The organism is Mycobacterium gordonae, from assembly GCF_017086405.1.
Classification (GTDB): domain Bacteria; phylum Actinomycetota; class Actinomycetes; order Mycobacteriales; family Mycobacteriaceae; genus Mycobacterium; species Mycobacterium gordonae_D.
In genome coordinates this window covers 5,071,558-5,097,161 of record NZ_CP070973.1, presented here as the reverse complement: position 1 = coordinate 5,097,161, position 25,604 = coordinate 5,071,558, and the positions used below count along the sequence as shown (strand labels likewise).

Annotated in this window: 18 protein-coding genes, 1 tRNA gene and 1 pseudogene; 12 read left to right on the top strand and 8 right to left on the bottom strand. The window is 67.9% G+C overall.

The window, feature by feature from the left end; translation table 11 throughout:
- Positions 1–84: 84 nt before the first annotated feature.
- Positions 85–160 (bottom strand) — tRNA-His (locus JX552_RS21575).
- Between the two features lie 28 nt (positions 161–188).
- Positions 189–836, bottom strand: a complete 648-nt coding sequence (gene orn / locus JX552_RS21570) for an oligoribonuclease (RefSeq protein ID WP_205873923.1) — start codon at positions 834–836, stop codon at positions 189–191.
- 98 nt (positions 837–934) lie between these two features.
- Here orn and JX552_RS21565 point away from each other — a divergent pair, with 98 nt between their 5' ends.
- Positions 935–2,464 carry a helicase HerA-like domain-containing protein gene (locus JX552_RS21565; protein WP_205873922.1) on the top strand — a complete coding sequence of 510 codons (1,530 nt, stop codon included), beginning with the start codon at positions 935–937 and terminating at the stop codon, positions 2,462–2,464.
- Positions 2,465–2,470: 6 nt separating this feature from the next.
- Here JX552_RS21565 and cmrA read toward each other — a convergent pair whose 3' ends face one another.
- The gene (cmrA, locus tag JX552_RS21560; protein ID WP_205873921.1) at positions 2,471–3,277 is read right to left on the bottom strand and encodes a mycolate reductase; all 807 of its coding nucleotides are present in this window, start codon (positions 3,275–3,277) and stop codon (positions 2,471–2,473) included.
- Between the two features lie 74 nt (positions 3,278–3,351).
- On the opposite strand from cmrA, the gene JX552_RS21555 reads away from it, so the two are divergent.
- Positions 3,352–4,773, top strand: a complete 1,422-nt coding sequence (locus JX552_RS21555; protein ID WP_205873920.1) for an MFS transporter — start codon at positions 3,352–3,354, stop codon at positions 4,771–4,773.
- On the opposite strand, the gene JX552_RS21550 is transcribed toward JX552_RS21555, so the two are convergent.
- Both JX552_RS21550 and JX552_RS21545 read right to left on the bottom strand, forming a co-directional pair.
- Positions 4,770–5,555 carry an MmpS family transport accessory protein gene (locus JX552_RS21550; protein ID WP_205873919.1) on the bottom strand — a complete coding sequence of 262 codons (786 nt, stop codon included), beginning with the start codon at positions 5,553–5,555 and terminating at the stop codon, positions 4,770–4,772. The genes JX552_RS21555 and JX552_RS21550 overlap by 4 nt on opposite strands.
- 69 nt (positions 5,556–5,624) lie before the next feature.
- Entirely contained in the window at positions 5,625–6,266 is a 642-nt protein-coding gene (locus tag JX552_RS21545) for an SACE_7040 family transcriptional regulator (protein ID WP_205873918.1), read from the bottom strand.
- 66 nt (positions 6,267–6,332) lie between these two features.
- Here JX552_RS21545 and JX552_RS21540 point away from each other — a divergent pair, with 66 nt between their 5' ends.
- The 8 genes from JX552_RS21540 to JX552_RS21505 all read left to right on the top strand — a co-directional run bounded on the left by JX552_RS21540 (position 6,333) and on the right by JX552_RS21505 (position 15,570).
- Positions 6,333–7,964, top strand: coding sequence for an AMP-binding protein (locus tag JX552_RS21540; RefSeq protein ID WP_241010666.1), 1,632 nt, complete (start codon positions 6,333–6,335; stop codon positions 7,962–7,964).
- 104 nt (positions 7,965–8,068) lie between these two features.
- Positions 8,069–8,812 (top strand): CoA transferase subunit A, encoded by a 744-nt coding sequence (locus JX552_RS21535; protein WP_205873917.1) that lies wholly within the window; start codon positions 8,069–8,071, stop codon positions 8,810–8,812.
- Between the two features lie 61 nt (positions 8,813–8,873).
- Complete coding sequence (locus JX552_RS21530; protein WP_205873916.1) at positions 8,874–9,521, top strand: CoA transferase subunit B; 648 nt, start codon at positions 8,874–8,876, stop codon at positions 9,519–9,521.
- Complete coding sequence (locus JX552_RS21525) at positions 9,518–11,095, top strand: carboxyl transferase domain-containing protein (protein WP_205873915.1); 1,578 nt, start codon at positions 9,518–9,520, stop codon at positions 11,093–11,095. Before JX552_RS21530 ends, JX552_RS21525 begins: the two co-directional genes overlap by 4 nt.
- Before the next feature lies 1 nt (position 11,096).
- A complete protein-coding gene (locus JX552_RS21520; RefSeq protein WP_205873914.1) occupies positions 11,097–13,091 on the top strand; it encodes an acetyl/propionyl/methylcrotonyl-CoA carboxylase subunit alpha in 1,995 nt (664 codons plus the stop codon).
- Positions 13,092–13,097: 6 nt separating this feature from the next.
- Positions 13,098–14,264 carry an acyl-CoA dehydrogenase family protein gene (locus tag JX552_RS21515; protein ID WP_205873913.1) on the top strand — a complete coding sequence of 389 codons (1,167 nt, stop codon included), beginning with the start codon at positions 13,098–13,100 and terminating at the stop codon, positions 14,262–14,264.
- The gene (locus tag JX552_RS21510) at positions 14,261–14,752 is read left to right on the top strand and encodes a MaoC family dehydratase (protein WP_205873912.1); all 492 of its coding nucleotides are present in this window, start codon (positions 14,261–14,263) and stop codon (positions 14,750–14,752) included. Before JX552_RS21515 ends, JX552_RS21510 begins: the two co-directional genes overlap by 4 nt.
- The gene (locus tag JX552_RS21505; RefSeq protein WP_205873911.1) at positions 14,749–15,570 is read left to right on the top strand and encodes an HpcH/HpaI aldolase/citrate lyase family protein; all 822 of its coding nucleotides are present in this window, start codon (positions 14,749–14,751) and stop codon (positions 15,568–15,570) included. The genes JX552_RS21510 and JX552_RS21505 overlap by 4 nt, the downstream gene beginning before the upstream one ends.
- 214 nt (positions 15,571–15,784) lie before the next feature.
- Here JX552_RS21505 and JX552_RS21500 read toward each other — a convergent pair.
- Positions 15,785–16,466 (bottom strand): annotated as a pseudogene (locus tag JX552_RS21500) (hypothetical protein); the annotation flags it as partial.
- A 758-nt stretch (positions 16,467–17,224) separates the two neighbouring features.
- Between JX552_RS21500 and JX552_RS21490 the strand changes: the two are divergent.
- Positions 17,225–17,560: a transposase gene (locus JX552_RS21490; RefSeq protein WP_205873910.1), complete on the top strand. Its 336-nt coding sequence runs from the start codon at positions 17,225–17,227 to the stop codon at positions 17,558–17,560.
- Positions 17,561–17,648: 88 nt separating this feature from the next.
- Positions 17,649–17,987, top strand: a complete 339-nt coding sequence (locus JX552_RS21485) for an IS3 family transposase (protein ID WP_205873909.1) — start codon at positions 17,649–17,651, stop codon at positions 17,985–17,987.
- 1,097 nt (positions 17,988–19,084) lie between these two features.
- On the opposite strand, the gene JX552_RS21480 is transcribed toward JX552_RS21485, so the two are convergent.
- Together JX552_RS21480 and JX552_RS33440 are read right to left on the bottom strand one after the other, a co-directional pair.
- Positions 19,085–20,209, bottom strand: a complete 1,125-nt coding sequence (locus JX552_RS21480) for an MreC domain-containing protein (RefSeq protein WP_205873908.1) — start codon at positions 20,207–20,209, stop codon at positions 19,085–19,087.
- 57 nt (positions 20,210–20,266) lie between these two features.
- On the bottom strand, positions 20,267–25,081 hold the full coding sequence (locus tag JX552_RS33440) for a PE family protein (protein WP_277395999.1): 4,815 nt from the start codon (positions 25,079–25,081) through the stop codon (positions 20,267–20,269).
- Positions 25,082–25,604: the final 523 nt, after the last annotated feature.

The window sequence follows — 25,604 nt, the reverse complement described above, 5'->3', positions numbered from 1 at the left end:
AAACGCCGCCCTGGACGCAGAGTGAACGCCAGGGAGACGGGCTGGTGGCACAAAAAACCCCGGCCAGTGGCCGGGGATTCTGTTTGGGGTGAGTGACGGGACTCGAACCCGCGACATTCAGGATCACAACCTGACGCTCTACCAACTGAACTACACCCACCATGACCGCATGCGCGGCGACGTCGATACTAACCGCTTGAGCGCTCGTCGGCCGAATCGATTTCCTCTTCGGGGTCCGTGTCACCCTGAAGATCGGCCACCACCGCCGCGATTTCGCTGGTAGCGGGCCCGGGCAGGGGTACGAACGCGGTTCGCCGGTAGTACTGCAATTCGCGGATGGACTCGTGAATATCGGCAAGCGCGCGATGCGCCAGCCCCTTGGGGGGTTGCCCGAAGTAGATACGCGGGTACCAGCGCCGGCAGAGTTCCTTGATCGAGCTGACATCGATCATCCGGTAGTGCAGAAACGCGTCCAGGGCCGGCATGTCGCGAGCGATGAAGGATCGGTCGGTGGCGATCGAGTTACCGGCCAGCGGCGCCGTCTTGGGCTGTTTGACGTGTTCGCCGATGTAGTCCAGGACCATGGCTTCCGCGGTGGCCAGGTCGACGGTGGAGGCCCTGACCTCGTTGGTCAGCCCGGATCGGGAGTGCATGTCCTTGACGACGTCGATCATCGCCGACAATGCGGCGTCGTCGGCGTGGATCACCACGTCGATTCCGTCACCTAGAACGTTCAGGTCCGCATCGGTGACCAGGGCGGCGATTTCGATCAACTTGTCCGACCCCAGATCGAGCCCGGTCATCTCGCAGTCGATCCACACCAGTTCGTCACGCACAGCGCTCACACTAAGCCCACGCGCAGCTCAGGTAAGCCCTGACCCTGCCGCGCACGGGGAAGTAGGGTGATTGCTTTCCCACACAGCGAGGGGCGTCTATGAGCACTGAATCAGAGCTGGGACCCGCGCAACGCATTGCGGCGGGCTACGCCGTCGAAGGCCAGGCGCTCGAGTTGGGCACCGTGGTGGTCGACGGCCAGTCGGACCCGACCGCGCAGATCCGCATTCCGCTGGCCACCATCAACCGGCACGGCCTGGTGGCCGGGGCCACCGGAACCGGCAAGACCAAGACGCTGCAGCTGGTCGCCGAGCAGCTCAGTGCCGCCGGCGTGCCGGTGTTCATGGCCGACGTGAAGGGCGACCTGTCCGGGCTCTCGCAGCCCGGAGAGGCCAACGACAAGACTGCCGCGCGTGCCAGGGACACCGGGGACAACTGGGCGCCGACGGGCTTCCCGGTGGAGTTCCTGTCGCTCGGGACCGACGGAATCGGGGTCCCCGTGCGCGCCACAGTCGACAGCTTCGGTCCGGTGCTGCTGTCGAAAGTGTTGGGGCTCAATGCCACGCAGGAGTCGACGCTGGGGCTCATCTTCCATTGGGCCAAACAGAACAACCGCCCGCTGGTCACGCTGGGCAATCTGCGCACCGTCATCAGTCACCTGGCGGGCGACGAGGGCAAGGCCGACCTGAAGTCCCTTGGCGGGGTATCGGCGACGACCGCCGGCGTCATCCTGCGAGCGCTGGTGAACCTCGCGGGCGAGGGCGGCGACACCTTCTTCGGTGAGCCGAAGCTCGACCCGAATGATCTGCTGCGGGTCGACACGCGGGGCCGCGGCACGATCAGCCTGCTGGAGTTCAGTGGTCAATCGTTGCGTCCGGTCATCTTCTCGACGTTCTTGATGTGGTTGCTGGCCGACCTTTTCGCGCAGTTGCCCGAAGTCGGCGACATCGACAAGCCCAAGCTGGTGTTCTTCTTCGACGAGGCGCACCTGTTGTTCGCTGACGCGTCCAAGGCGTTCCTCGAACAGGTCGAACAGACCGTCAAGCTCATCCGGTCCAAGGGCGTCGGGGTGTTCTTCTGCACCCAACTGCCCACCGACCTGCCCAACGACGTGTTGTCTCAGCTGGGCGCCCGCATCCAGCACGCATTGCGGGCGTTCACCCCCGACGATCAGAAGGCGCTGAGCAAGACCGTCCGCACCTATCCGAAAACCGATGTCTACGAACTGGAATCGGCGTTGACGTCGCTGGGCATCGGCGAGGCCGTGGTCACCGTGTTGTCGGAGAAGGGCGCACCGACACCGGTCGCCTGGACACGCATGCGGGTGCCCCGGTCGTTGATGGGGGCCATCGGTACCGATGAGGTCACCAAGGCGGCGAAGGCCAGCCCCCTGCACGCCAAGTACGGGCAGACCATCGAGCGGCCGGAGCCCCCCATGGTCGCGACGGGGGGCCAGGCTCCCTCGGTTCCGCAGGTGGATGCCGAGCTGCCGCCCATGCCGGCGCCCTTCGAGCCGAAGGGACCCGCGGTGTGGGAGGAAGTGCTGAAAAACCCGACGGTGAAAAGCGGGATCAACACGGCGATACGCGAGATCATCCGCAACATGACTCGGTCCGGCCGCCGTCGCTAGTTGCGGCTATCCGCCGCCCAGCTTCTTGTAGAAAGCGCCCACGATCGGCGCCACGATGGCCCGTGGCGCATATCCACTTGCCACCGACATGGCCTTCGACGTCAACCCGGGCACGATGCGCATCTTGTTGCGCTCCAACGCATCCAGTGACACCTGCGCGGTGTGCTCGGTCGAAATCCACAGGAAGTCGGGCACGAGCTTCTCCACCAGCGATCGTTCGTCGCCTTCGGGCAGATCCGTGCGCACCGGGCCGGGCGCCAGCAGCGTGACGTGCACGCCGAATTTGCGGACCTCACCGCGCAGCGATTCGCTGAACGTGTTCGCGAATGCCTTAGTGGCGGCATAGGTGGCGTTGTAGGGAATCGGCGAATTGCCGGCTGCGGAGCCGGAAATGAGGATGCCGCCAGCCTGGCGCTGGATCATTCCCGGCAGCACCGCCAGCGTAAGGTCTTGCACCGCAACGGCATTCAGCTGCACCTGGGCCTTCTCGCCGGCCGGGTCGAGATCGGCGACCGCGCCGAACGTCGCGGTGCCGGCGTTGGCGCACAGGATCGAGATCGTCCGGGTGGCCAGTTCGTCGCACAGCCTGGCCCGCTCGGCGGGGTCGGCCAGGTCGGCCGGTCGTACCTCGACCGTGACGCGGTACCGCTCTGCAAGCCGGGCGGCGAGTTGGTTGAGCAGCTCCTCGCGCCGCGCGGTGATGATCAGGCTGTGGCCGCGCGCGGCCAGCTCGGTGGCCAGCGCCTCGCCGATGTTTTGCGAAGCCCCGGTGACTACAGCACGCGCGTCAGGACTGGGAGCGGGAACCGGCATGACGACGATCGTAGACAGTGGGCTCGCGCGGCCGGGCGCAGCGGGTCGCTGCCAGAACCAATACGCTCTTGTGCATGAGTGACCCGGAGCCGGGCGCGACGGATCGCCAGAGCGCCGAGCCTGAAGATTCGCAGACAAAGTTCGAGGACTCGTCTGCGAAATTACAGCTTCGGTGCGATGAGCTGCGGCCCTTCTCGCGAGTCCGGATTCTGGCCTGGGCCTTGTGGGACTGCGGCTCGACCGGCCTGAACGCGATCACGGCGACTTTCGTGTTCTCCGTCTACCTGACCAGCAGCGTCGGGGAGGGCGCACCCGGTGGTGCGACTCCGGAGAGTTGGTTGGGGCGTGCCGCAGCCATCGCGGGGATCGTCGTGGCCATGCTGGCGCCTGTCGTCGGGGTTTGGGTGGCCTCGCACCATCGACGGCATGTCGCGCTCGGCGTGTTGACCGGTTGCGCGGTGGCGACGACGTGCGGGATGTCGCTGATTCGTGATCAGCCCGACTATTTCTTCGCGGGCCTGGCGCTGTTGGCGGCGACTGCGGCGGCCGGTGACTTGGCCAGCGTTCCCTACAACGCGATGTTGCGGGAATTCTCGACCCCGGCAACAGCCGGGCGCATCTCGGGCTTCGGCTGGGCAGCGGGATACTTCGGCAGCGTTCTGCTGCTGATCCTGGTCTATCTGGGCTTCATGACCGGTGATGGCGATGAACGCGGTCTGCTAAACCTGTCCACGTACGACGGGCTCAATGTGCGGGCGGCGATGTTGCTGGCCGCGGCCTGGCTGGCGATCCTGGGAACGCCACTGCTGCTCATCGCTCATCGCCTGCCCGACAACGAGACCTCGGCGGCCCCGAAAACGAGCCTGCTGGGCGGGTACCGCAAGCTCTGGGTCGACATCTCCGCCGAGTGGCGGCGCGACCGCAACTTGGTCTACTTCCTGGTGGCCAGCGCGATCTTCCGGGACGGCCTGGCGGCGATCTTCGCCTTCGGTGCGGTGCTGGGGGTCGAGGTCTACACCCTCTCGAAGGCCGACGTGCTTGTCTTCGGGGTCGCCGGAAGCGTGGTGGCCGCGATAGGTGCTGCGCTCGGCGGACTGATCGACCACCGGGTGGGCTCCAAGCCGGTGATCGTGGTGTCGCTGACGGCGATCCTCGCCTCGGCGCTGAGCCTGCTGGCCCTGTCCGGCGCATTGGCCTTTTGGGTGTGCGGGCTATTGTTGTGCCTGTTCATCGGGCCGTCCCAGTCATCGGCACGAGCGCTGCTGTTGCGCATGGCGCAGCACGGTAAAGAGGGCGTGGCGTTCGGGCTGTACACGATGACCGGCCGGGCGGTGGCGTTCCTGGCGCCGTGGCTGTTCTCCGTCTTCGTCGACGTCTTCGGCGTGGCCCGAGCCGGTTTGGGAGGCATCTGTGTGGTGCTTGCGGTCGGACTGCTGGCCATGTTGAAGGTGCGAGTGCCGCCGCACGTGGCGATAGCGATGCCGGCTTCCGGTTAGCGCGGGGCGTCGCAGATGGTCAGACCCTGTCCGGTGCGCTGTCGCACCTGAACCCCGGCCACTGTGACCGAACAGGTGATCTCGTGGCCGATGTTGACCACCGTGACGCTCGCCGGGTGGTTCGCCGAGGTAGACAGGCTCACTTGTCGGGTCCAGGGCAACGCCACATTGAACTCGGTCTGGATCATGTCGCCGGCATCCATGTACATGACACTGATGGCGCGGCCCTCGCCGGAGACGCTGTAGACGACCGTCTGCAAGGCTCCGGGTGTGTTCGGCACTCCGGGCGGCGCCGTGGTGCCGGGCGGGGCGGTGGTGGTGGTGCGCGGCGGCCTGCGGGTGGTGGTGGGCGGCGACGTCGTGCGGGTCGTGGGGGGTGCGACGGTGGTGCTGGGCACCGGCGGCAGAGGTTCGATCGCGGTTTGCTGCTTGAGCGACCCATTGGCGATGACCAATGCCACGACCAACCCGATGACCAGCAACACCGCGGCACCGGCCACGAACCACAACCACCGGGGTGATCGCGGTGGGCCCTGGTCGGGCTCCTCGTCCTTCGGAGGCCCGTCCTGCTGCCAGTACTGTGGCGGCAACTGTTGGGTGGGATTGGGTTGGTAGGTGCCGGGGGCCCATGACGAATTAGCCCCGCCGTAGGTGGCATACGGCATGTCATCGGCATACGCCGGGTAGTCGATCGGGGGCGAATCCCGATTGTCATGCGGCCACGCCGAATCAGACCCCGGTCGAGGGGGACCGAATTGCTGGGTGCGACGTGGATCGTTCATATCCACTTCGAAGGGTACCGGGCATCGCGCTGGACGGGTTTTGCGACCGGCCCGAGCTGGCCCGATAACTTATTGTCCGCCGGCGGTCAGCGCCGCAAGCGTCATCGCCCGCATGACGGCGCGAGACCGAACCGCCCGCGCCGGTTTGGTGTCGGCCGATTTCATGCTGTGCGGTGTGGAGTTCAACAGCCCGAACACGGCATGCGCCATCAGTCGGGCGTCGGCTTCGGCCAGATCGGGATTAAGCTGGCGCAACACGCCGACCCAGATTTCCACGTACTGACGCTGCGCCTTACGCACCTGGCGTTCGGCCGCCGCCGGCAGGTGCGCCAGGTCGCGGTCCTGAATCCGGATGAGGTCGGGTTCGCCCAGCGCGAAATCGAGGTGGAAGTCGATCAAGCCATTCAGGGTCGCAACCGCGTCGGCGCCGCGGTCCTGCACCGCGCGCGCACCGGCCAACAGCCCGGCACTGATGCCGACCAGCAATTCGACCAACAGCGATTCTTTGTTGGGGAAGTGCCGGTAGATAGCGGGACCGCTGACGCCGGCGGCAGCGCCGATGTCTTCCAGCCGCACCGCCAGGAATCCGCGCTCAGCGAAGAGCCGCTCGGCAGCCGACAGCAGTTGTTGGCGCCGGTCGGATTTCAACTGGCTGCGCCGATTTGGCGGCTCGGACGGCCCGGATTCGTTGTCCGGGGCGGACGCTGGCATGACGGCCTCCTGGACATGTCGGTTAATCGTCACTAACGTAGCACCCGATCGCCGGCCGGAGGAACTGTGGCAACCGAACCTAGACCGCTTTCCTACGAACGTGGCCCGGGGGTGCCCGCGTTGCTCGAGACGACCATCGGCGCGAATCTTGTTGACACCGCAATGGTGTTCGGGTCGCACGATGCGCTTGTCGACGTCGCGGCAGGGCGGCGGTGGAGCTACACCGACTTCGTGACCGATGTGCGCCGGCTGGCGACCGGGCTGTTGCGGGCCGGCGTGAAGGCAGGTGACCGGATAGGCATCTGGGCGCCCAACCGGTGGGAGTGGGTTCTGGTCCAGTACGCCACCGCCGAGGTCGGGGCGATCCTGGTGACCATTAACCCTGCCTACCGTTCCCGCGAATTGGCCTACGCTCTCCGGCAATCCGGTATTGCCATGGTGATCGCCGCCCCCGGCTTCAAGGACGCCGACTACCTGTCGATGTTGACAGAGGTCAGGGCGGATTGTGTCGACCTGCGTGACGTGGTCATCATGGGCACCGCGGACTGGGATGAGTTGGCCGGTGCCGATGCCGATTCGGTCGCGCTGGCGCAGGCGGCCGCGACGTTGGCGCCCACCGACCCGATCAACATCCAATACACCTCCGGCACAACGGGTTACCCGAAGGGCGTCACGCTAAGCCACCGCAACATCCTCAACAACGGCTACTTGGTGGGGGAGTTGCTCGAGTACACCGAACAGGATCGGATCTGCATCCCGGTGCCGTTCTACCACTGCTTCGGCATGGTCATGGGCAACCTGGCGGCCACCAGTCACGGTGCCTGCATGGTGATCCCGGCGCCCGGGTTCGATCCCGCCGCGACCCTGCGGGCCGTGCAGGCCGAACACTGCACCAGCCTGTACGGAGTGCCGACGATGTTCATCGCCGAGCTCGGCCTGGCCGACTTCGCCGACTACGAGTTGGGCAGCCTGCGAACCGGGATCATGGCCGGCGCACCGTGTCCCGTCGAGGTGATGCGTCAGGTGATCGAGCGCATGCACATGCCCGGGGTCTCGATCTGCTACGGCATGACGGAAACCAGCCCGGTCTCGACCCAGACCCGCACCGACGATTCATTGGAACGGCGCGTCGGTACCGTCGGGCGCGCGGGTCCGCATGTGGAAATCAAAGTGGTGAACCCCGATACCGGTCAAACGGTGGCCCGCGGCGTGCCCGGCGAGTTCTGCACCCGCGGCTATTCGGTGATGTCGGGTTACTGGAACGACCCGGTGAAGACGGACGAGGTAGTCGACGCCGACGGGTGGATGCACACCGGCGACCTGGCCGCCATGGATGCGTGCGGGTACGTGCAGATCACCGGGCGCATCAAGGACATCGTCATGCGCGGTGGGGAGAACATCTCTCCACGCGAAATCGAGGAATTCCTGTACACACACCCCGACATCGTCGATGCACACGTCATCGGCGTGCCGGACGACCGCTACGGCGAAGAGATCATGGCCGCGGTCAGGCTGCGCGAGGGGGCCACGGAGTTGACCATCGAGGCACTACGGGAGTTCTGCGCCGGGCGCATCGCGCGGTTCAAGATCCCGCGGTATCTGCGGATCGTCGAGGAGTTCCCGATGACGGTCACCGGCAAGGTACGCAAAGTCGAGCTGCGCCAGGCGGCGATCGAGTGGCTCCGCGACAGTCGATAGCCGCTGCTGAGCGGCCCCACCCGCCCTGGACGCACCCGCTGTGAAATGGTATTGTCACTGTCTTAGTTAATGATTATTAACTGAAATCGGAGGCTCTGCGATAAATGGACAAGGTGGTGGCTACCGCTGCAGAGGCGGTCGCGGACATAACCGACGGCTCGTCGCTGGCCGTCGGAGGATTCGGGCTGTGCGGCATCCCGGAGGCGCTGATATCGGCGCTCGCCGAGCTGGGCGTCACCGACCTGGAGACGGTGTCCAACAACTGCGGAGTGGACGGCATTGGGTTGGGAGTGCTTTTGGCGCACAAGCGAATCCGCCGCACTATCTCCTCATATGTGGGTGAGAACAAGGAATTCGCGCGGCAATTCCTGTCCGGTGAACTGGAAGTGGAGCTCACCCCGCAGGGCACGCTGGCCGAGCGGCTGCGTGCCGGCGGGATGGGCATCCCGGGCTTCTACACGCCGGCTGGGGTCGGCACCCAGATCGCCGACGGCGGCCTGCCGTGGCGTTACGACGCTTCGGGGGAGGTCGCCGTCGTGTCGCCGCCCAAAGAGACGCGCGAGTTCGACGGCGTCACCTATGTTCTCGAGCGGGGGATCCGCACCGACTTCGCGCTGGTGCATGCCTGGAAGGGCGACCGGCACGGCAACCTGGTGTACCGCTACGCCGCCGGCAACTTCAACCCCGAGTGCGCCCCGGCCGGACGGATCACCATCGCCGAGGTCGAGCACCTTGTCGAGCCCGGTGAGATCGACCCCGCCACCGTGCATACGCCGGGTGTTTTCGTGCAGCGCGTCGTGCATGTGCCCAACCCGGAGAAGCGGATTGAGAAGGAGACGGTGCGGTGATGGCGGTCGATTGCGCCGAGCTTGGGGCTTCCCCCACATTCGCGACAAAGAGGAGTAACGCATGACCTGGACGCGCGACGCGATGGCAGCCCGGATCGCCGCCGAGTTCACCGACGGCCAGTACGTCAACCTCGGTATTGGGATGCCCACGTTGATTCCCAACCACATTCCCGACGGCGTGCACGTCGTCCTACATTCGGAGAACGGGATCCTCGGTGTCGGGCCCTACCCGCGTCGCGAAGACGTCGATGCCGATCTGATCAACGCCGGCAAAGAGACGGTGACGGTCCTACCGGGAGCGTCGTTCTTCGGTTCCTCGACGTCATTCGGGGTCATCCGTGGTGGGCATCTGGACGTGGCTGTGCTTGGGGCAATGCAGGTTTCGGTCACCGGGGACCTCGCCAACTGGATGATTCCCGGCAAGATGGTCAAGGGCATGGGCGGGGCGATGGATCTGGTGCACGGCGCCCGCACGGTCGTCGTGATGATGGAGCACGCCGCCAAGGACGGCAGCTCCAAGATCCTGGAGCGCTGCACCCTCCCGCTGACCGGTGTCGGCTGCGTCAACCGGATCGTCACCGAACTGGCCGTCATCGACGTCCGTGACGACGGCCTGCACCTCATCGAGACCGCCCCGGATGTGTCGGTCGACGAGGTGGTCGCCAAAACCCAGCCGCCGCTTATCCTGTCGGACCTGGTGTCCCGGTGACGGCTATCGCGCCCACCTTCGCCGACGAACATCGCCGATTGGTCGCCGAACTCAACGAGAAGCTGGCCGCGGCAGCCCTGGGCGGCAACGAACGCGCCCGCGAGCGTCACGTCAGCCGCGGAAAATTGCTGCCCCGGGAACGGGTGGACCGCCTGCTCGATCCGGGCAGCCCCTTCCTGGAACTGGCCGCGCTGGCCGCCAACGGCATGTATGGCGACGAGTCTCCGGGCGCGGGCATCATCACGGGGATCGGGCGGGTGTCGGGACGTGAGTGTGTGATCGTCGCCAACGACGCCACCGTCAAGGGCGGCACCTACTACCCGATGACGGTCAAGAAGCACCTGCGCGCCCAAGAGGTCGCTGTACAGAACCTGCTGCCCTGCATCTACCTGGTCGACTCCGGCGGCGCTTTCCTGCCCCGCCAGGACGAGGTGTTCCCCGACCGCGAACACTTCGGCAGGATCTTCTATAACCAGGCGACCATGAGCGCCAAGGGAATTCCGCAGGTTGCGGCGGTACTCGGGTCATGCACCGCGGGCGGCGCGTACGTGCCCGCGATGAGCGACGAAGCCGTCATCGTCCGCGAGCAGGGCACGATCTTCCTGGGCGGCCCACCCCTGGTCAAGGCGGCCACCGGCGAGATCGTCACCGCCGAAGAACTCGGCGGCGGGGACCTGCACTCCCGGGTCTCGGGCGTCACCGACCATCTGGCTGAGGACGACGAGGATGCGCTGCGGATCGTGCGCTCGATCGCGGCCACCTTCGGACCGCGCGAGCCCGCGCAGTGGGACATCCGTCCGTCGGTGGACGCCCGGTATGACCAGACGGACCTGTACGACGTGGTCCCCCCGGATCCGCGGGTGCCCTACGACGTCCGCGAAGTGATCGTGCGCATGGTCGACGGTGGCGAATTCAGCGAATTCAAGGCGAATTACGGTAAGACGCTGGTGACGGCCTTCGCGCACATCCACGGCCACCCGGTCGGGATCATCGCTAACAACGGCGTGCTGTTCAGCGAATCCGCAGTCAAGGGAGCGCATTTCATCGAGTTGTGCGATAGGCGCCGGATCCCGTTGCTCTTTCTGCAGAACATCGCCGGGTTCATGGTCGGTCGCGACTACGAGGCGGGCGGCATCGCCAAACACGGGGCCAAGATGGTCACCGCGGTGGCGTGCGCGCGGGTTCCGAAGCTGACCGTGGTGATCGGCGGATCCTATGGCGCGGGTAACTATTCGATGTGCGGGCGGGCGTACTCACCGCGCTTCCTGTGGATGTGGCCGAATGCACGCATCTCGGTGATGGGCGGCGAACAAGCCGCTTCGGTGCTGGCCACAGTGCGCGGTGAGCAGCTTTCTGCCGCGGGCAAGCCCTGGTCGCCCGAAGAGGAAGAGGCGTTCAAAGCGCCCATCCGCGCCCAGTACGAGGACCAAGGCAACCCCTACTACTCGACCGCCCGTCTGTGGGACGACGGCATCATCGACCCTGCCGATACCAGAACGGTTGTGGGGCTGGCGCTTTCTGTGTGTGCCCAGGCCCCGCTGGAATCGGTCTCCTACGGCGTCTTCCGGATGTGACATGTTTGACACTGTTCTAGTGGCCAACCGCGGCGAGATCGCGGTGCGGGTGATCCGCACTCTGCGCCGGCTGGGTATCCAGTCCGTCGCCGTCTACAGCGACGCCGACGCAGCGGCCCGTCATGTAATCGAAGCCGACACGGCGGTCCGGCTGGGACCGGCGCCGGCCCGCCAGAGCTATCTCGACATCGCGAAAGTGATCGACGCGGCGGTGCGCACCGGAGCCCAGGCGATCCACCCAGGCTACGGGTTCCTTTCGGAGAACGCGGATTTCGCCGCGGCATGTGATCGGGCCGGGGTGGCGTTTCTGGGGCCGCCCGCACACGCGATCGAGGTGATGGGCGACAAGATCGCCGCCAAGAACGCGGTCGCGGCCTTCGACGTGCCGGTGGTGCCGGGAATCGCGCGCCCGGGGCTGACCGACGACGAACTCGTCGCCGCCGCCGAAGACGTGGGCTACCCGGTACTGGTCAAGCCGTCCGCGGGCGGTGGCGGCAAAGGAATGCGGATGGTCGAGTACTCCGCCCGGTTGCGCGAAGCGCTGGTGAGCGCACGGCGCGAGGCCGCCTCCGCATTCGGGGACGACACGCTGTTTCTGGAGCGATTCGTGCAGCGGCCCAGGCACATCGAGGTTCAGGTGCTCGCCGACACGCACGGCAACGTGCTGCATCTCGGCGAGCGCGAATGCAGCCTGCAACGACGCCACCAGAAGGTGATCGAGGAGGCTCCGTCGCCGCTGCTGGACGCCGCCACCCGGGCGCGGATCGGCGCCGCCGCGTGCAACACCGCCCGCAGCGTCGACTATGTCGGCGCCGGCACGGTGGAGTTCATCGTTTCCGCGGACCGTCCCGACGAGTTCTTCTTCATGGAGATGAACACCCGGCTGCAGGTGGAACACCCTGTCACCGAGGCGGTTACGGGCCTAGATCTGGTCGAGTGGCAGCTGCGGGTGGCCGCGGGCGAGAAGCTGGCATTGGCACAGGACGACATCGAGCTGCGCGGGCACGCGATCGAGGCCCGGGTGTACGCCGAGGATCCCGCTCGCGGATTTCTGCCCACCGGGGGCCGGGTGCTGCAGGTCGTCGAGCCGTCCGGGCCCGGCGTGCGGGTGGATTCCTCGCTGCTGGCGGACACGGTGGTCGGCAGCGATTACGACCCGATGCTGAGCAAGGTGATCGCGCACGGCAGCGACCGGGCGCAGGCGCTGGCCCGCCTCGATCAGGCGCTATCGCAGACCGCGGTCCTGGGTGTGCAGACCAACATCGAGTTTCTCCGCTTTCTGCTTGCCGACGAGCGGGTGCAGGCCGGAGATCTCGACACCGCCCTGCTGGATGAGCGGCTCGACGACTTCGACCCGCTGGTGGCCCCGGACGATGTGTTCGCCGCGGCCGGTCTGTATGTCCAATGGGCTCTGCAACGGCGCAGCAGGGGCAACCTGTGGGCCAGCCCGAGCGGCTGGCGCATCGGCGCCGCCGCCGCTGCGGTGCGCACCGCGATGCGCACCGCGCAGCGCACGGAGACCGTCGCGGTGCGGGGCTTGCCCGATGCGGCCGAGGTGAGCGTCGGGGACGGTGAAACGCTGGCCGCGAGTGCGCAAGTCGGTACTGGGCGACTAAGCGTGACGCTAAATGGCGTACGCCGGGACTACCGGTGGGCCGAGGCGGAGCGGCACTTCTGGATCGCCGACGCGCGGGGCGCCTGGCACATCCGGGAGGTCGAGGAACACAAGATCCGTCGAGCCGCGGGGGAGCGACCCGCCGAGGTCGTCAGCCCCATGCCCGGCAGCGTCATTGCGGTGCAGGCCGAGTCGGGCGCCGAGGTTTCGGAGGGCGACGTGGTGGTAGTCGTCGAGGCGATGAAGATGGAGCACTCGCTGACGGCACCCGTCTCCGGTCAGGTGGAGGTGTTGGTGTCGGTCGGCGACCAGGTGACCGTCGACCAGGTGTTGGCCCGGCTGGTCCCGGCCACCGAAGAAGCAACAGAAGGCAAGGAATAGCGAATCATGACGACAACGATTCCAGCAGGAACTATTCCGAAGGAATACGAGGAACTCCGCGATACGGTGGCCGACTTCGCACGCACCGTCGTGGCACCCGTCTCGGCCAAACACGATGAGGAGCACAGCTTCCCGTACGAGGTGGTCGCCAAGATGGGGGAGATGGGGCTGTTCGGCCTGCCCTTCCCGGAGGAGTACGGCGGCATGGGCGGTGACTACTTCGCCCTGGGCCTGGCACTGGAGGAACTCGGCAAGGTCGACCAGTCGGTCGCTATTACCCTGGAAGCCGCCGTGGGTCTGGGCGCCATGCCGATCTTCCGCTTCGGCACCGAGGAGCAGAAGCAGCAGTGGTTGCCGGATCTGCTGACCGGGCGGGCGCTGGCCGGATTCGGCCTCACCGAACCGGGTGCGGGCTCCGACGCCGGCAGCACCCGCACCACGGCCCGCCTCGAGGGCAATGAGTGGATCGTCAACGGCAGCAAGCAGTTCATCACCAACTCCGGCACCGACATCACCTCACTGGTCACCGTCACCGCCGTCACCGGTACCGTCGCGGACGGCAAGAAGGAGATTTCGACCATCATGGTGCCTAGCGGCACAACGGGATTCATCGTCGAGCCGACCTACAACAAGGTCGGCTGGAACGCCTCGGACACCCATCCGCTGACCTTCGACGACGCGCGCGTCCCCGAAGAGAATCTGCTGGGCACCCGCGGCAAGGGCTACGCCAACTTCCTGTCAATCCTCGACGAGGGCCGCATCGCGATCGCCGCGCTGGCGACCGGGGTGGCGCAGGGCTGCGTCGACGAAAGCGTCAAGTACGCCAACGAGCGGCAGTCCTTCGGCCAACCGATCAGCTCCTACCAGGCAATCAGCTTCAAGATCGCGCGCATGGAGGCCCGCGCCCACGTGGCCCGCACCGCCTACTACGACGCCGCGGCAAAGATGTTGGCGGGCAAGCCTTTCAAGAAGGAAGCGGCGATCGCCAAGATGGTATCCTCGGAAGCGGCGATGGACAACGCCCGGGACGCGACTCAGATTCACGGCGGCTACGGCTTCATGAACGAATACCCGGTCGCCCGTCACTACCGCGACAGCAAGATCCTGGAGATCGGCGAGGGCACCACCGAGGTGCAGTTGATGCTGATCGCCCGCTCGTTGGGGCTCTCATGACAGACCGCCAGGTAGTCCAGCGCGGCCTGTGGTTCGAGGAGTTCGAGGTCGGCACTACCTACCTGCACCGCCCGGGTCGCACCGTCACGGAGGCCGACAATGTGCTGTTCACCACGCTCACCATGAACACTCAGTCGCTGCACCTGGACGCGGCGTGGGCCGCCGAGCAGCCGGGCTTTCGTGGTGAGCGGCTGGTGAATTCGATGTTCACGCTCTCCACGCTGGTCGGGTTGTCCGTCGCCCAGTTGACGTTGGGCACCATCGTCGCCAACCTCGGTTTCTCCGACGTGTCCTTCCCCAAGCCGGTTTTCCACGGCGACACGCTTTATGCCGAGACCGTGTGCACCAATAAGCGGGAGTCCAAGAGCCGTCCCGGCGAAGGCATCGTCACGTTGGAGCACACCGGACGCAATCAGCACGGGGATGTCGTGGCCAAAGCGGTTCGGACCACGCTGGTGCAGAAACGCCCTGCCGAGGACGCGTCATGAGTTTGCGTGACGCCGGACCGGGCTGGTTGTTCTGCCCGGCCGATCGGCCCGAGCGTTTCACCAAGGCTGCGGCGGCCGCCGATGTGGTGATCCTCGACCTGGAAGACGGAGTTGCGGCGCCGGAGAAGGCCGCCGCCCGCCAGGCGCTGCGGGACCACCCGTTGGACCCCACGCGGACGGTCGTGCGGATCAACGCGGCCGGCACCGACGATCAGGCCCGCGATCTCGAAGCGCTGGCAGGCACCGCGTATACCACGGTGATGCTGCCCAAGGCGGAGTCCGCCGCCCAGGTGGCGGCGTTGGGGCCGCGCGATGTCATCGCCTTGGTGGAGACCGCGCGGGGAGCGTTGTTCGCGGCGGAGATCGCGGCGGCGGAGCGCACCGTCGGGATGATGTGGGGTGCCGAGGATCTGATCGCCACCCTGGGCGGCAGCTCAAGTCGGTGCGCGGACGGCACCTACCGCGATGTGGCGCGCCACGTTCGCTCGACAATCCTGTTGGCGGCCAGCGCCTTTGACCGCCTGGCGCTCGATGCCGTACACCTGGACATCCGCGACGTCGAGGGCTTGCAGACCGAAGCGGTCGACGCCGTGGCGGTGGGCTTCGACGTGACCGTGTGCATCCATCCCAGCCAGGTGGACGTGGTGCGCAGGGCCTACCGGCCCAGCGACGAAACCCTGGACTGGGCGCGCCGGGTGCTCGCCGCGGCCAAGACCGAGCGCGGGGTGTTCGCGTTCGAGGGGCAGATGGTGGATTCCCCGGTGCTGCGGCACGCCGAGGCGATGCTGCGCCGGGCGGGGGAGTCTGCGCCCGGCTGACGGGATTGACTGACTCTCGATCGGGCCGTCCGTCAGCGCACCGTCAGGTAAATATCGGCCGAAAACTGTGAAGGTGCGAATTCGGGGTAACCCGAAATATCAACCCGGGAATTCAATGCGTTATGGTCGCGTCGGCTAGCAGGCGTATTTTCCCGAGCCAGCGACGCAATTCTCCGATCTCGGCAACCTCGATTGTCGCCGGTCGTTTCCGGGCTCATCCCGACTGCCCCGGCGTCCCGCCGGCGCCCTGCGCGCCGTCGTCGCCATCGGCGCCGACGCTTCCGGGCGCGCCAGGTGTGCCACGGGGAGCGGTGGGACCGCCGGCGCTGCCGCCCCCGCCGACTCCGCCGGTACCACCGGCTCCACCGACACCCGCGGCGCCTCCGGCTCCGCCGGCGCCACCGTTGCCGCCGATGCCTCCCGTGCCGCCGTCGGCTCCCGCGCCGCCTCTGCCGCCGTTGCCGCCGTCGCCGCCGTGCTGGAAGCCACCGCCACCATCGCCGCCGGCGCCCCCGGCCCCGCCGCCGGCGCCGGTCCCGCCGGTCCCGCCGGCTCCGCCGATACCCCCGGCTCCGCCGCTGACGCCCGTCGGGGTGCCCACGGTGCCGGCCGGCCCCGCCTGCGCCGCCTTTGCCGCCGTTGCCACCGGTGCCGCCGACGCTGTCGGGTCCGGTGGCGTCGCCTCCGGCGCCGCCGTTTCCGCCGTGTCCACCTTGGGCCTCACCCGAGCCGCCGATACCGCCAACGCCACCTGCGGCCCCGACACCCGCGGCGCCGCCGTTGCCGCCGTTGCCGGACTGACCGAATTGGGTATCGACGTCACCGCCTTTGCCGCCGGCGCCACCACTGCCGCCGGTGCCCCCGATCCCGCCGTTGCCGCCATCGCCACCGGTTCCGGTGGTCGCGGTGCGTCTGCTGCGAAGCAGGTTGCTGCGGCTGCTCAATCCCGGATTTGTGGTCACCTGGCCGGGTGATGCGGCATCCCGAGTCGGCACTCTTTACGTGGCCGAGTTTTACGGCTTTGAAGTGGATATCTATCCCGAATCCCGGGGTGGAGAGCACGCGCAAATCGGGAGTCGAAGAGGCACCGGAGACGACATCGCACACGCGGTCTGCACGTTGCGCAAGAGGTAGTGTCCAAGTCGAGTAGCAACAGACGGCGACCGGCCGAGCTGTCGGTTGCAAGTCTCGTACTCACCATTATCTAGCAACATATTTTTGGTTTCGTATCGCGGAAGTCCGGTTCCTATATTTCGAGTAATTGCTCGCTTTCAATCTCCTTAGTCAATTTGCCATATCCGTTGTTAGCGATCGCTTACAAGCAAATATTCTCGATATTCTTTGCTTTTGCGAGTGAATGCTCACTAGCAAATATCGACTCAAGCATGACGGGTGCGATCACCGAATCTGGCTGCCCAACATCAAACTGCACATTTCAATCCATCTCGATCGGATCAGCACGCTGATCGCCCAGGACCTCGTAAGTAGATCCGTGCAGCGAGGTCGACGCGGAGCTCCGCTCCGTGGGTGCCAAGTCGTTGGCCGGCGACCGCGGTGCTGCGGTGAGCCCGTCGTAGTGGTCCAGTAGATCTGTACCCGTGTTGTAGGTCCACGGTTGTGAGAGTTGTGGGCAGCGTGATCATCAGGAGGTCACATGCCCCGTCAGTATCCGGCCACGGTGCGTCGGCAAATCGTTTCCCGGCTGCGGTCCGGTGAGGCGGTCGCTGCGATCGCAGCTGAGACCGGGATTGCTCAGGCCACCCTGTTCCGATGGAAGCGCCAGGCTCTGATCGACGCCGGGATCATCGAGGGCACCCCGAGCGTAGAGGCCGATGAGCTGGCCGCCGCCCACAAACGTATCGCCCAGCTCGAAGCGGAGCTAGCGCTGACCCGGGATGCGTGCGAGCTGTTCAACGAGCAGGCGGTGCTGCCCCCAAAACGCCGGCGCGCGATCACTGAACGACTGATCGCGCGAGGACATTCCGCCTGATCGGCTTGCCGGATCACGGGATTGACGCGCTGCCTGTGGCAGTACTACCAGAGACGACCAGTGCCCGATCGCGAGATCCGCCGCCTGATTGTGGCCGACACGATCAGCGAAAATCCACCAGCGCTCCCGCGGCACCTACGGTGGTCGCCGCATCCGGGCCGCGCTGCTGGCCGACTACGAGATGAATGTCAACCTCAAGCTGGTGCGCTCGATCATGACCGAGCACGGCCTGAGTGGACTGCCACGGCCACGGCGGCGTATCCCCACCCTGATCCGAGTGACTACACCCGATGACCTGGTCAACCGGCACTTCACCGCGAGCAGGCCCAACGAACTATGGTGCACCGACATCGTGCGCCGCGAGGCGCTGTTTGACCGAGTAAAGGTGAGAGACCATCACGTTCCCGCTGTCGCAGCAGCGGGTTGAAGCTGAGGGCAGCCTGATCTCCGGGACGGGGGTGAGGGTGGACAGCGGCCCTGACAACGACGAGTCGTGCCAGAACGGCCAGATGGTGCGGGCTCGGCTAGCAAGACGGCGAGGTATACGTGAGGAACCAGTGTCTGAACGCCCCTCAAGTGCACCCACCAGCCCGGAACCTGGCGGACGTGGGCTGGGTCGCACCGCGTACCCACCTGGCTGAGGTCACCGAGTCTGGCGTAGCCGGATGTGCTTGTCCAGGTGGGGAACTCACGGGCCGGAGAATGTCGTCGGTTCGGGAGGCCATGGTGAAGGTCCTGCGGCGTAGTCATGGCGATGGTGCAGGGGCACAGCTGGATACCGATCCCGTCGAACGGTCAACAGTGAACGCGGGAACCCTGCCTTGGGTCCCACTCGCACCGGGCAGCCGGTTCGGGGCGTGTGGGAAGGTCCGTCGCCGACTGATGCCGGCGGCAGGGGGCGGAGAGCTCGTAGTAGTCGGAGGCCGGGAAAGCCGGTCACAGGGCGAAGGGGCTCAGTTTGATTGCGCAGCAACCGATGCATCTGGACATCAACCAATTCAGTCCCTCAGCTCGCATAACCACGGCTCAAAACGACGGGGACAGACCAACTGGACCACCAAACGGGTCCCCCTCAGTGCTGTGTCTCCCCGGCGCCCGCTCCTGCGGCTCGTGGGCACCGATCGAATGGCCTCTGGCTACCGCACCAACACAATGGGGGAGCGGCCGTAACAGCAAACGCCTTGATGCATCGTTTGCGCGACTCTTCGACTGCGTCGAGAGTCAGGCATTTAGCTGTTGGTTGCGGAGCATATCCGCTCTTGCACCTGCCGACCGGTGCGATCGGAGCCAGCCGGTGGAGTGGCGACCGATAGCTATTGCACTGTCTCGCAGCACTATTCGGTCAGCGTGTGCTTGCCACCCGCGGTTGGTTCCGGCCTCCGGTAGCGGGCGGCGAACGCCAACCGAGCAAGCGAGATGGTTGGCAAATCCGACGACTCGTGCAACGGGCTATCACTTACTTTGGCGGCTGACTGGCGTCGGCGCTCTCAACAGGCGGTGCGGAACTGGCGCCAACCATGGAACTTACTTGACTTGCTGAACCCGATCGCCGATGTCGACGTTCGCAGCCACCCTGTGGGGCACATCCTGCCGCACGGACGACTGCACGTTGGCGATCTTCTCGCGCGCGGGAATCGGTTCGGCCAGTTCGGCTTCCAGCATTCTGCTGATCGACTCGTCGATGAAGTCGAAAGTACCGGCATCCGAAGATGCCGCGCCGCTCCGGGCCGTTCCCGTCATGGCCGGATATCCGACCGTTGCGGGTGTGAAGGTTCGGTACGTCACCGCTCGTGAGTACTTCGGTTGCACGTCAATCACTTTGACCCGCAACTTCTCGGTCGGCAGCTCGCCGATCACTTCGCCCGTTTCGGGGTCGCGAAGAGGTTCGCCCACGTCCGCCAGCACTGCAACGACCATGTCGGGCTTGATGCCGTGCGTTGAACCGCGATTGATGATCAATGTGTACTGGTCCTCCACCGCAGCGACGCTGCCGCATATCAGTTCACCGTCGGCGTCGACCGGGGGCGTCGACCCCCACTGGCGTGAGGCATGTTCGGCCACCCCCAAGGACAATTCCGTCGCGGTCTTGGCTCGCACCACCTCGATCAGCGCACCGTCGTCGCTGCCACTCTCCAGGTGGGCTTGTGCCGCGGACAGCCGCTCGTCGACGTAGCGAACTGATCTCTTCAACTGCACGCTTGTCTGAACCGCGTTCTGGGTGGCTTCCAACAAGTGCTGATCGAGTCCTTGTCGGGCATGCCAACGTGTGCCAGAGACGCCGATTGCGATGCACAGTCCCGGAACGAAGGCGATAACGCACGCCTGCCCGATGGGATTGCCCGGAAACGCGAGGGCCCCGAAGATGCTGGCCACGGCGAGTCCGCTCAGGAGGGCGAGCCGTTGCAGCGGAGTCGGTTTGATCTCAGCCAGCCGGGCCAGCCCCCGACCCAGGTGGGTCAGCCCCCGACCCAAGTGGGTCAGCCAATGACCCAGGTGGCTCAGGCCTGCGGCGAGGTGTACGGGCAGCGCGGCGAACAGCGTTCTCCACGTTGCCTTTTCGGTCCTGGCCGGTGCGGGTGTCGCGGGCGCGGCAGGAGCCGATTGCCCGGTCGAGCCGGAACCGTCGGTTGGTGTCTCGCCGTCAGCCACCTCTCCATCATCGCACTGCGCGGTCGAACCGGAGGCCTGGGCGCGACCTGATTCGGTTTAGCCGGACTCACCAGCGACGCCCGGGCTTAGGGAGGCAAAGGAGTTGCCGCCCTCGCCGCCGGCGCCGAGGGTATTGCCACCGTTGCCTCCCTGCATGCCGATGCCGGGAAAGTTGATTTGGGAGTTGGGGAGGCCGCCGTTGCCGCCAGCGGCTCCGTTGGCGCCTGGGGCGCCGTCGAAGCCGGCGTTCGCGTTGGCGAGACCGCCGCCCCCGCCTCCTCCCCCGGTATCGCTGAGCTGGCCGCCACCACCTATGCCGCCGAAGCCCACATTTTGGTTGATGAAGTTGTTGGCGCGGAAAAGGGACAAACCGCCCTTGCCGCCCTGGCCTGCCGTGCCCCCGGGGCCGCCCGCAGCACCGCCGGCGCCGCCGCCGCCACCCGCGGCGAACCCATCATTGGTGGCGGCGCCACCGCCGCCGCCACCCCCGCCGCCGCCGCGACCGCCCGCCGCATCGGTAGCGGCGGCACCGCCGCCTCCTGTGCCACCGTCGCCGCCGATACCAAGTCCGGAGCCTTGGAAGTTGGTGGCCGGTCCGCCGGTGCCGCCGGTGCCGCCGGTGCCGCCGCTGCCGCCGAGTGCCCCACCGCCGCCGCCGGCGCCACCAGTACCGCCCGCACCACCGCCTCCGCCACCGCCGGAGAACCCGGTCTGTATGAGGGAGGACCCAGTGTTTGCTCCGCCGCCCCCACCGTTGCCGCCTTTGCCGCCGTCACCACCCCTGCCGCCGGTGGTGCCGCCCTTTCCGGCTGCTCCGCCGTCGCCGCCACTGCCGGCGCTGCCACCTTGGCCGCCCGCCGCGCTGACGCTGGTGCCGTTACCGTCGACGGTGTTGGTGACTCCGCCGATGCCGCCGTCGCCGCCGTTGCCGCCGGCGCCGCCTCGGCCGCCGATACCGCCGCCGATTCCGTTGAGGCCGTCTCCGCCGATGCCGCCTCGGCCGCCGTTGCCACCATGGCCGCCTGCATTGCCTCGGGTAGCTGGGGCCTTGTCAGTGCTGTTGGTGCCGTTGCTGCCTTGGCCGCCGGTGCCGCCTTTACCACCCGTACCGCCGGTGCCGCCGGTACCGCTATTGCCTGCCTTGCCACCGTCGGCGCCGTTACCCGCGGCGCCAGCAGTGCCGCCGGTTCCACCCTGGCCTCCGTCGGCACCCGCCACTCCACCGACAAACGGGCTGCTGCCGCCGGTGCCGCCGGTGCCGCCGGTGCCACCGTTGCCACCGTCGCCGCCGTCGCCGCCGCCAAAGCCTGCCTTGATGCCGGCCCCGCCGGCACCTCCCTGACCGCCGGCGCCGCCGCGGCCGCCTTGCAGCCCTGCGGTGGGATTCTGGCCGTTGCTGCCGTCTTGGCCGGCGCCGCCGGTGCCGCCGTCCCCGCCCTTGCCGCCGCGTCCGCCCTGGCCGGTGCCGCCGTCTTCGCCGCCGTCGACGCCGAGCCCGGCGGCGCCGGCGGTCCCGCCGGTACCGCCGCGTCCGCCCGCCGCCCCGTCGCCACCGTTGGAGGTGTTGGCCCCGCCGTTTCCGCCGGTGCCGCCTATGCCGCCGTTACCGCCGTTGCCTCCGTCGCCACCGCCGCCGCCCCCCGGAGTGACGCCGGCCCCGCCGGCGCCGCCTTGGCCGCCGGCCCCGCCGCGGCCGCCCTGCAGCCCTTGTTCGGGGTTGGAGCCGTCTGCGCCGTTATGGCCGGTGCCGCCGGCACCACCGTTGCCGCCGTTGCCCCCGAAGCCGCCGTGTCCGTTGATCCCAGTCGCGCCACCGTCGGTGCCGGCACCGCCGGCGCCGGCGCCACCGCCGGTGCCGCCGGCGCCGCCGGCTGCGCCGTCGCCGCCGTTGTGGCCGGTGTTCGCTCCGCCGGTGCCGCCGGTGCCGCCGGCCCCGCCGTTGCCGCCTGCACCGCCGCTGCCGCCGCCGTGTTGGCCGTCGCCAGCTCCGCCGGCGCCGCCTTGGCCGCCCGCACCGCCGCTGCCGCCCGGTGATCCTGTCTGAGGCGCGGTGTCATCGCTGAGGCCGGCTGAACCGGTGCCCCCGTTTCCGCCGTTTCCGCCGCTTCCGCCGGCGCCACCCTGACCGGTGCCGCCGTCCTCGCCGCCGCTGACACCGACGCCGGCCTTGCCGGCAGCTCCGCCGTTTCCGCCGTTACCGCCGGCGGCGCCGGCGCCGCCAAAGGTGCCCGTGTTCGACCCGCCGGCGCCACCGTTGCCGGCGGCGCCGCCGTTTCCGCCGTTTCCGCCGTCACCACCGGTGCCCAGGGTGAAGCCGAACCCACCGGCGCCGCCGTCTCCTCCGGCGCCGCCGTTTCCACCTTGTTGTCCTGCGGTCGGGCCGACTAAGACGTCGTTCCCGTCGGTGCCACTGGCGCCGGTGGCGCCGCGACCGCCGTTTCCGCCGTTTCCGCCGTTTCCGCCGTGGCCGTTGGTCCCTGCCAGCCCACCGTCGGTGCCGAGGCCGGCTGCACCTGCCTTCCCTCCGGCGCCGCCGTCGCCGCCGGCAGCGCCGGCGCCGGCCTGCGGTGGGACTTGTGGCCCGCTCTTGCCGCCGCCGTTGCCGATATTTGCCCCGCCGTTTCCGCCGTTGCCACCGTGGCCCCCCCTGCCACCGCTGCCGCCGTCGCCACCGCTGCCGGGGGTGAGGCCGGCCCCACCGGCACCGCCCTGACCGCCGGCACCGCCGTTGCCGCCCTGTTTTCCTGCGACCGGAGCAGAGAAATTGTCCCCGTCTTTGCCGTTTGCGCCGTTTGCACCATCGCCTCCGTTTCCGCCGGAGCCGCCGGTGCCCCCGCGGCCGTTGGCCCCTGCCACGCCGCCGTCAGCGCCGAGGCCGCCTCGGCCGGCGGTGCCGCCGGTGCCGCCGGTGCCGCCTGCCGCACCGTCGCCGCTGTCGGTGCCGGTGTGGTTGCCGCCGGTGCCGCCGGTTCCACCCGTACCGCCGTTCCCGCCGGCACCGCCCGCGCCGCCACCGGCGCCGGTGACGCCGGCTCCGCCCTTGCCGCCTTGGCCGCCGGCACCGCCCATGCCGCCTGGGTCGCCGGGGGTGGGGTTCGTCGAGTCTTGGCCGGCGTTGCCGGTTCCGCCAGCTCCGCCCTTGCCGCCTTGGCCGCCGGTGCCGCCATGGCCGTTGGCGCCTGCCGCGCCGCCGTCAGCGCCGTTCCCGCCTTTGCCGGCGGCGCCGCCGGTGCCGCCGGTGCCGCCTGCCGCCCCGTCGCCGCCACTGGTGCCGTTGTTCTCCCCACCGTCCCCGCCGGTTCCGCCGGTACCTCCGTTGCCGCCGGCCCCGCCCGCGCCGCCCCCGTCGCCGTTGATGCCGGCCCCGCCTAGGCCACCATCGCCGCCCGCGCCGCCGGTGCCGCCCTGGCCGCCGCTGGTGGGGTTCTTCGAATCGTTGTCGCCGGCGGCGCCGTGGCCGCCGTCGCCGCCCTGGCCGCCGCTGCCGCCGGTGCCACCGTGACCATTGGCCCCGGTCGCTCCACCGTCGGTGCCGAGACCGCCTTCCCCGGCGGCCCCTCCGGTGCCACCCGCACCACCGGCCCCACCGTCGCCGTCACCGGTGTTCGTGCCACCAGTGCCACCAGTGCCGCCGGTTCCTCCGGTTCCGCCGGCCCCGCCGGCACCGCCGCCGACTCCGTTGACGCCGGCCCCGCCAGAACCGCCGCGGCCGCCCGCCCCACCCTGGCCACCCTGGTCACCCGCTGTCGTGACGGAGCCGTCAGACCCGGTCGCACCGATGCCGCCGATCCCGCCCGCGCCGCCCTGGCCGCCGACGCCGCCGAACCCGTGGGCGCCGGCAGCGCCCAAGAAATTGGTTGCACTGACCGCACCGCCGGCGCCGGCACTGCCGCCGTTGCCACCGGCAGCTCCGCTGCCCCCAGTTCCGCCCACCACCAGCGAATTGCCGCCATGCCCACCGAGGCCACCAGCGCCGCCAACTCCGCCGGCCCCGCCGACCCCGCCGATCAGCGCCTGGTCAGCGCCGCCGACGCCGCCGGCTCCGCCGTTCCCCCCCGCGCCGGCCAGCGAGCCGAACGCCCCCGACGATCCGGGTGCGCCGGCCCCACCAGCGCCGCCGGCCCCACCGGCCCCGCCGGCTCCCGAGAACGAAATCAGCTGACGGTTCGCGCCACCGGCCCCACCAGTTCCTCCAGCACCGGCCGCGCCACCAAGCCCGGTCGCACCGTCCCCGCCGGCCCCGCCGGCGCCACCTGCCCCGCCGTTGCCTCCGCCGAGGAACCCGTTTGCCCCGCCCGCTCCTCCGGTCCCGCCGGTCGCGCCCACGGTTGCCCCGGCCCCGCCTGCGCCGCCCGCTCCACCAGCGCCCCACAGCCCGGCCGATCCACCGGCACCGCCGGCTTGTCCGGGCGCCCCGGATCCGCCGTTGCCGCCGTTGCCGAACAACCACCCGCCGTCCCCGCCGGCCTGTCCCGTGCCAGGGGCCCCGTCAGCGCCGTTACCGATCAACGGGCGACCCGTCAGGTTCTTCACCGGATCCAGTGCTTGGAGATCCTGGACGCCCTGAAGTAAGGATTGCAGCGGGGTGGCTGCGGCGGCCTCGGCAGCCGCATACGACTGTGCGCCGGCCGTCAAGGCTTGAGTGAATTCGACATGAAACACCGCGGTGCGCGCGCTGAGAGTCTGGAATTCCTGCCCATAGGCACTAAAGAGACGGCTGATCGCCACCGACACTTCGTCACTGCCCAGGGGGGCGATACCGGTAGTCGCGGACACCGCGCCGGCTGTCGCGGCCCCGAGCGCCGACCCGATTCCACTCAATTCAGTTGCTGCTGCGATCAGCACCTCAGGGGATGCAAGCAGATACGACACTTTGACCTCCAGGTGCCCGATCACTAAGACATTCAAAGCTGCGCTCAGCACCGTACACCAACTGCCAATAAATTGTCCGACGATTTCAAAGAAATTCCGCGTACCTGGAACGGCAAATTCTAGAACTAAATTCGCGTCTCGGTGTGGGACATTGAATCCGTTGGGGTGCAGTAAGATGGCGATATCCGGTCGGCGCGGCAGAAATGTATTAATTGTCGCCTGCGAGCTGACTTCAGCGCTGGGTTTGGCAAATCGATGTGGGCGCATATCCGACCGGGCTGACATGTCGCGAATTGCTGACGGCAGGCGCGTCACAATCGACGTTGGCGATCGCTGATCGAGAGTGTCGGCGAGCTGAAGCGGTCCGGCCCGTGCCCGTCCTACCGGCTTCGTGCGAGACCCAAAGTGCTACTTACCCGGCGGAGGCCCTAGTGCGCAATCGCATGGTCCGCCGGCGGTTGGCTGCTGAAAAGTTTTGGGTCCCCCGACCCCTAAAGTTTGGGTCCCCCGACCCTGACCTGAA

Coding starts and splice junctions, on each gene's coding strand:
- JX552_RS21530 (WP_205873916.1), top strand. CDS start 8,874: ATGACCTGGACGCGCGACGCGATGGCAGCCCGGATCGCCGCCGAGTTC.
- JX552_RS21535 (WP_205873917.1), top strand. CDS start 8,069: ATGGACAAGGTGGTGGCTACCGCTGCAGAGGCGGTCGCGGACATAACC.
- JX552_RS21555 (WP_205873920.1), top strand. CDS start 3,352: ATGAGTGACCCGGAGCCGGGCGCGACGGATCGCCAGAGCGCCGAGCCT.
- JX552_RS21505 (WP_205873911.1), top strand. CDS start 14,749: ATGAGTTTGCGTGACGCCGGACCGGGCTGGTTGTTCTGCCCGGCCGAT.
- JX552_RS21490 (WP_205873910.1), top strand. CDS start 17,225: ATGCCCCGTCAGTATCCGGCCACGGTGCGTCGGCAAATCGTTTCCCGG.
- JX552_RS21545 (WP_205873918.1), bottom strand. CDS start 6,266: ATGCCAGCGTCCGCCCCGGACAACGAATCCGGGCCGTCCGAGCCGCCA.
- JX552_RS21565 (WP_205873922.1), top strand. CDS start 935: ATGAGCACTGAATCAGAGCTGGGACCCGCGCAACGCATTGCGGCGGGC.
- cmrA (WP_205873921.1), bottom strand. CDS start 3,277: ATGCCGGTTCCCGCTCCCAGTCCTGACGCGCGTGCTGTAGTCACCGGG.
- JX552_RS21515 (WP_205873913.1), top strand. CDS start 13,098: ATGACGACAACGATTCCAGCAGGAACTATTCCGAAGGAATACGAGGAA.
- JX552_RS21520 (WP_205873914.1), top strand. CDS start 11,097: ATGTTTGACACTGTTCTAGTGGCCAACCGCGGCGAGATCGCGGTGCGG.
- JX552_RS21510 (WP_205873912.1), top strand. CDS start 14,261: ATGACAGACCGCCAGGTAGTCCAGCGCGGCCTGTGGTTCGAGGAGTTC.
- JX552_RS21550 (WP_205873919.1), bottom strand. CDS start 5,555: ATGAACGATCCACGTCGCACCCAGCAATTCGGTCCCCCTCGACCGGGG.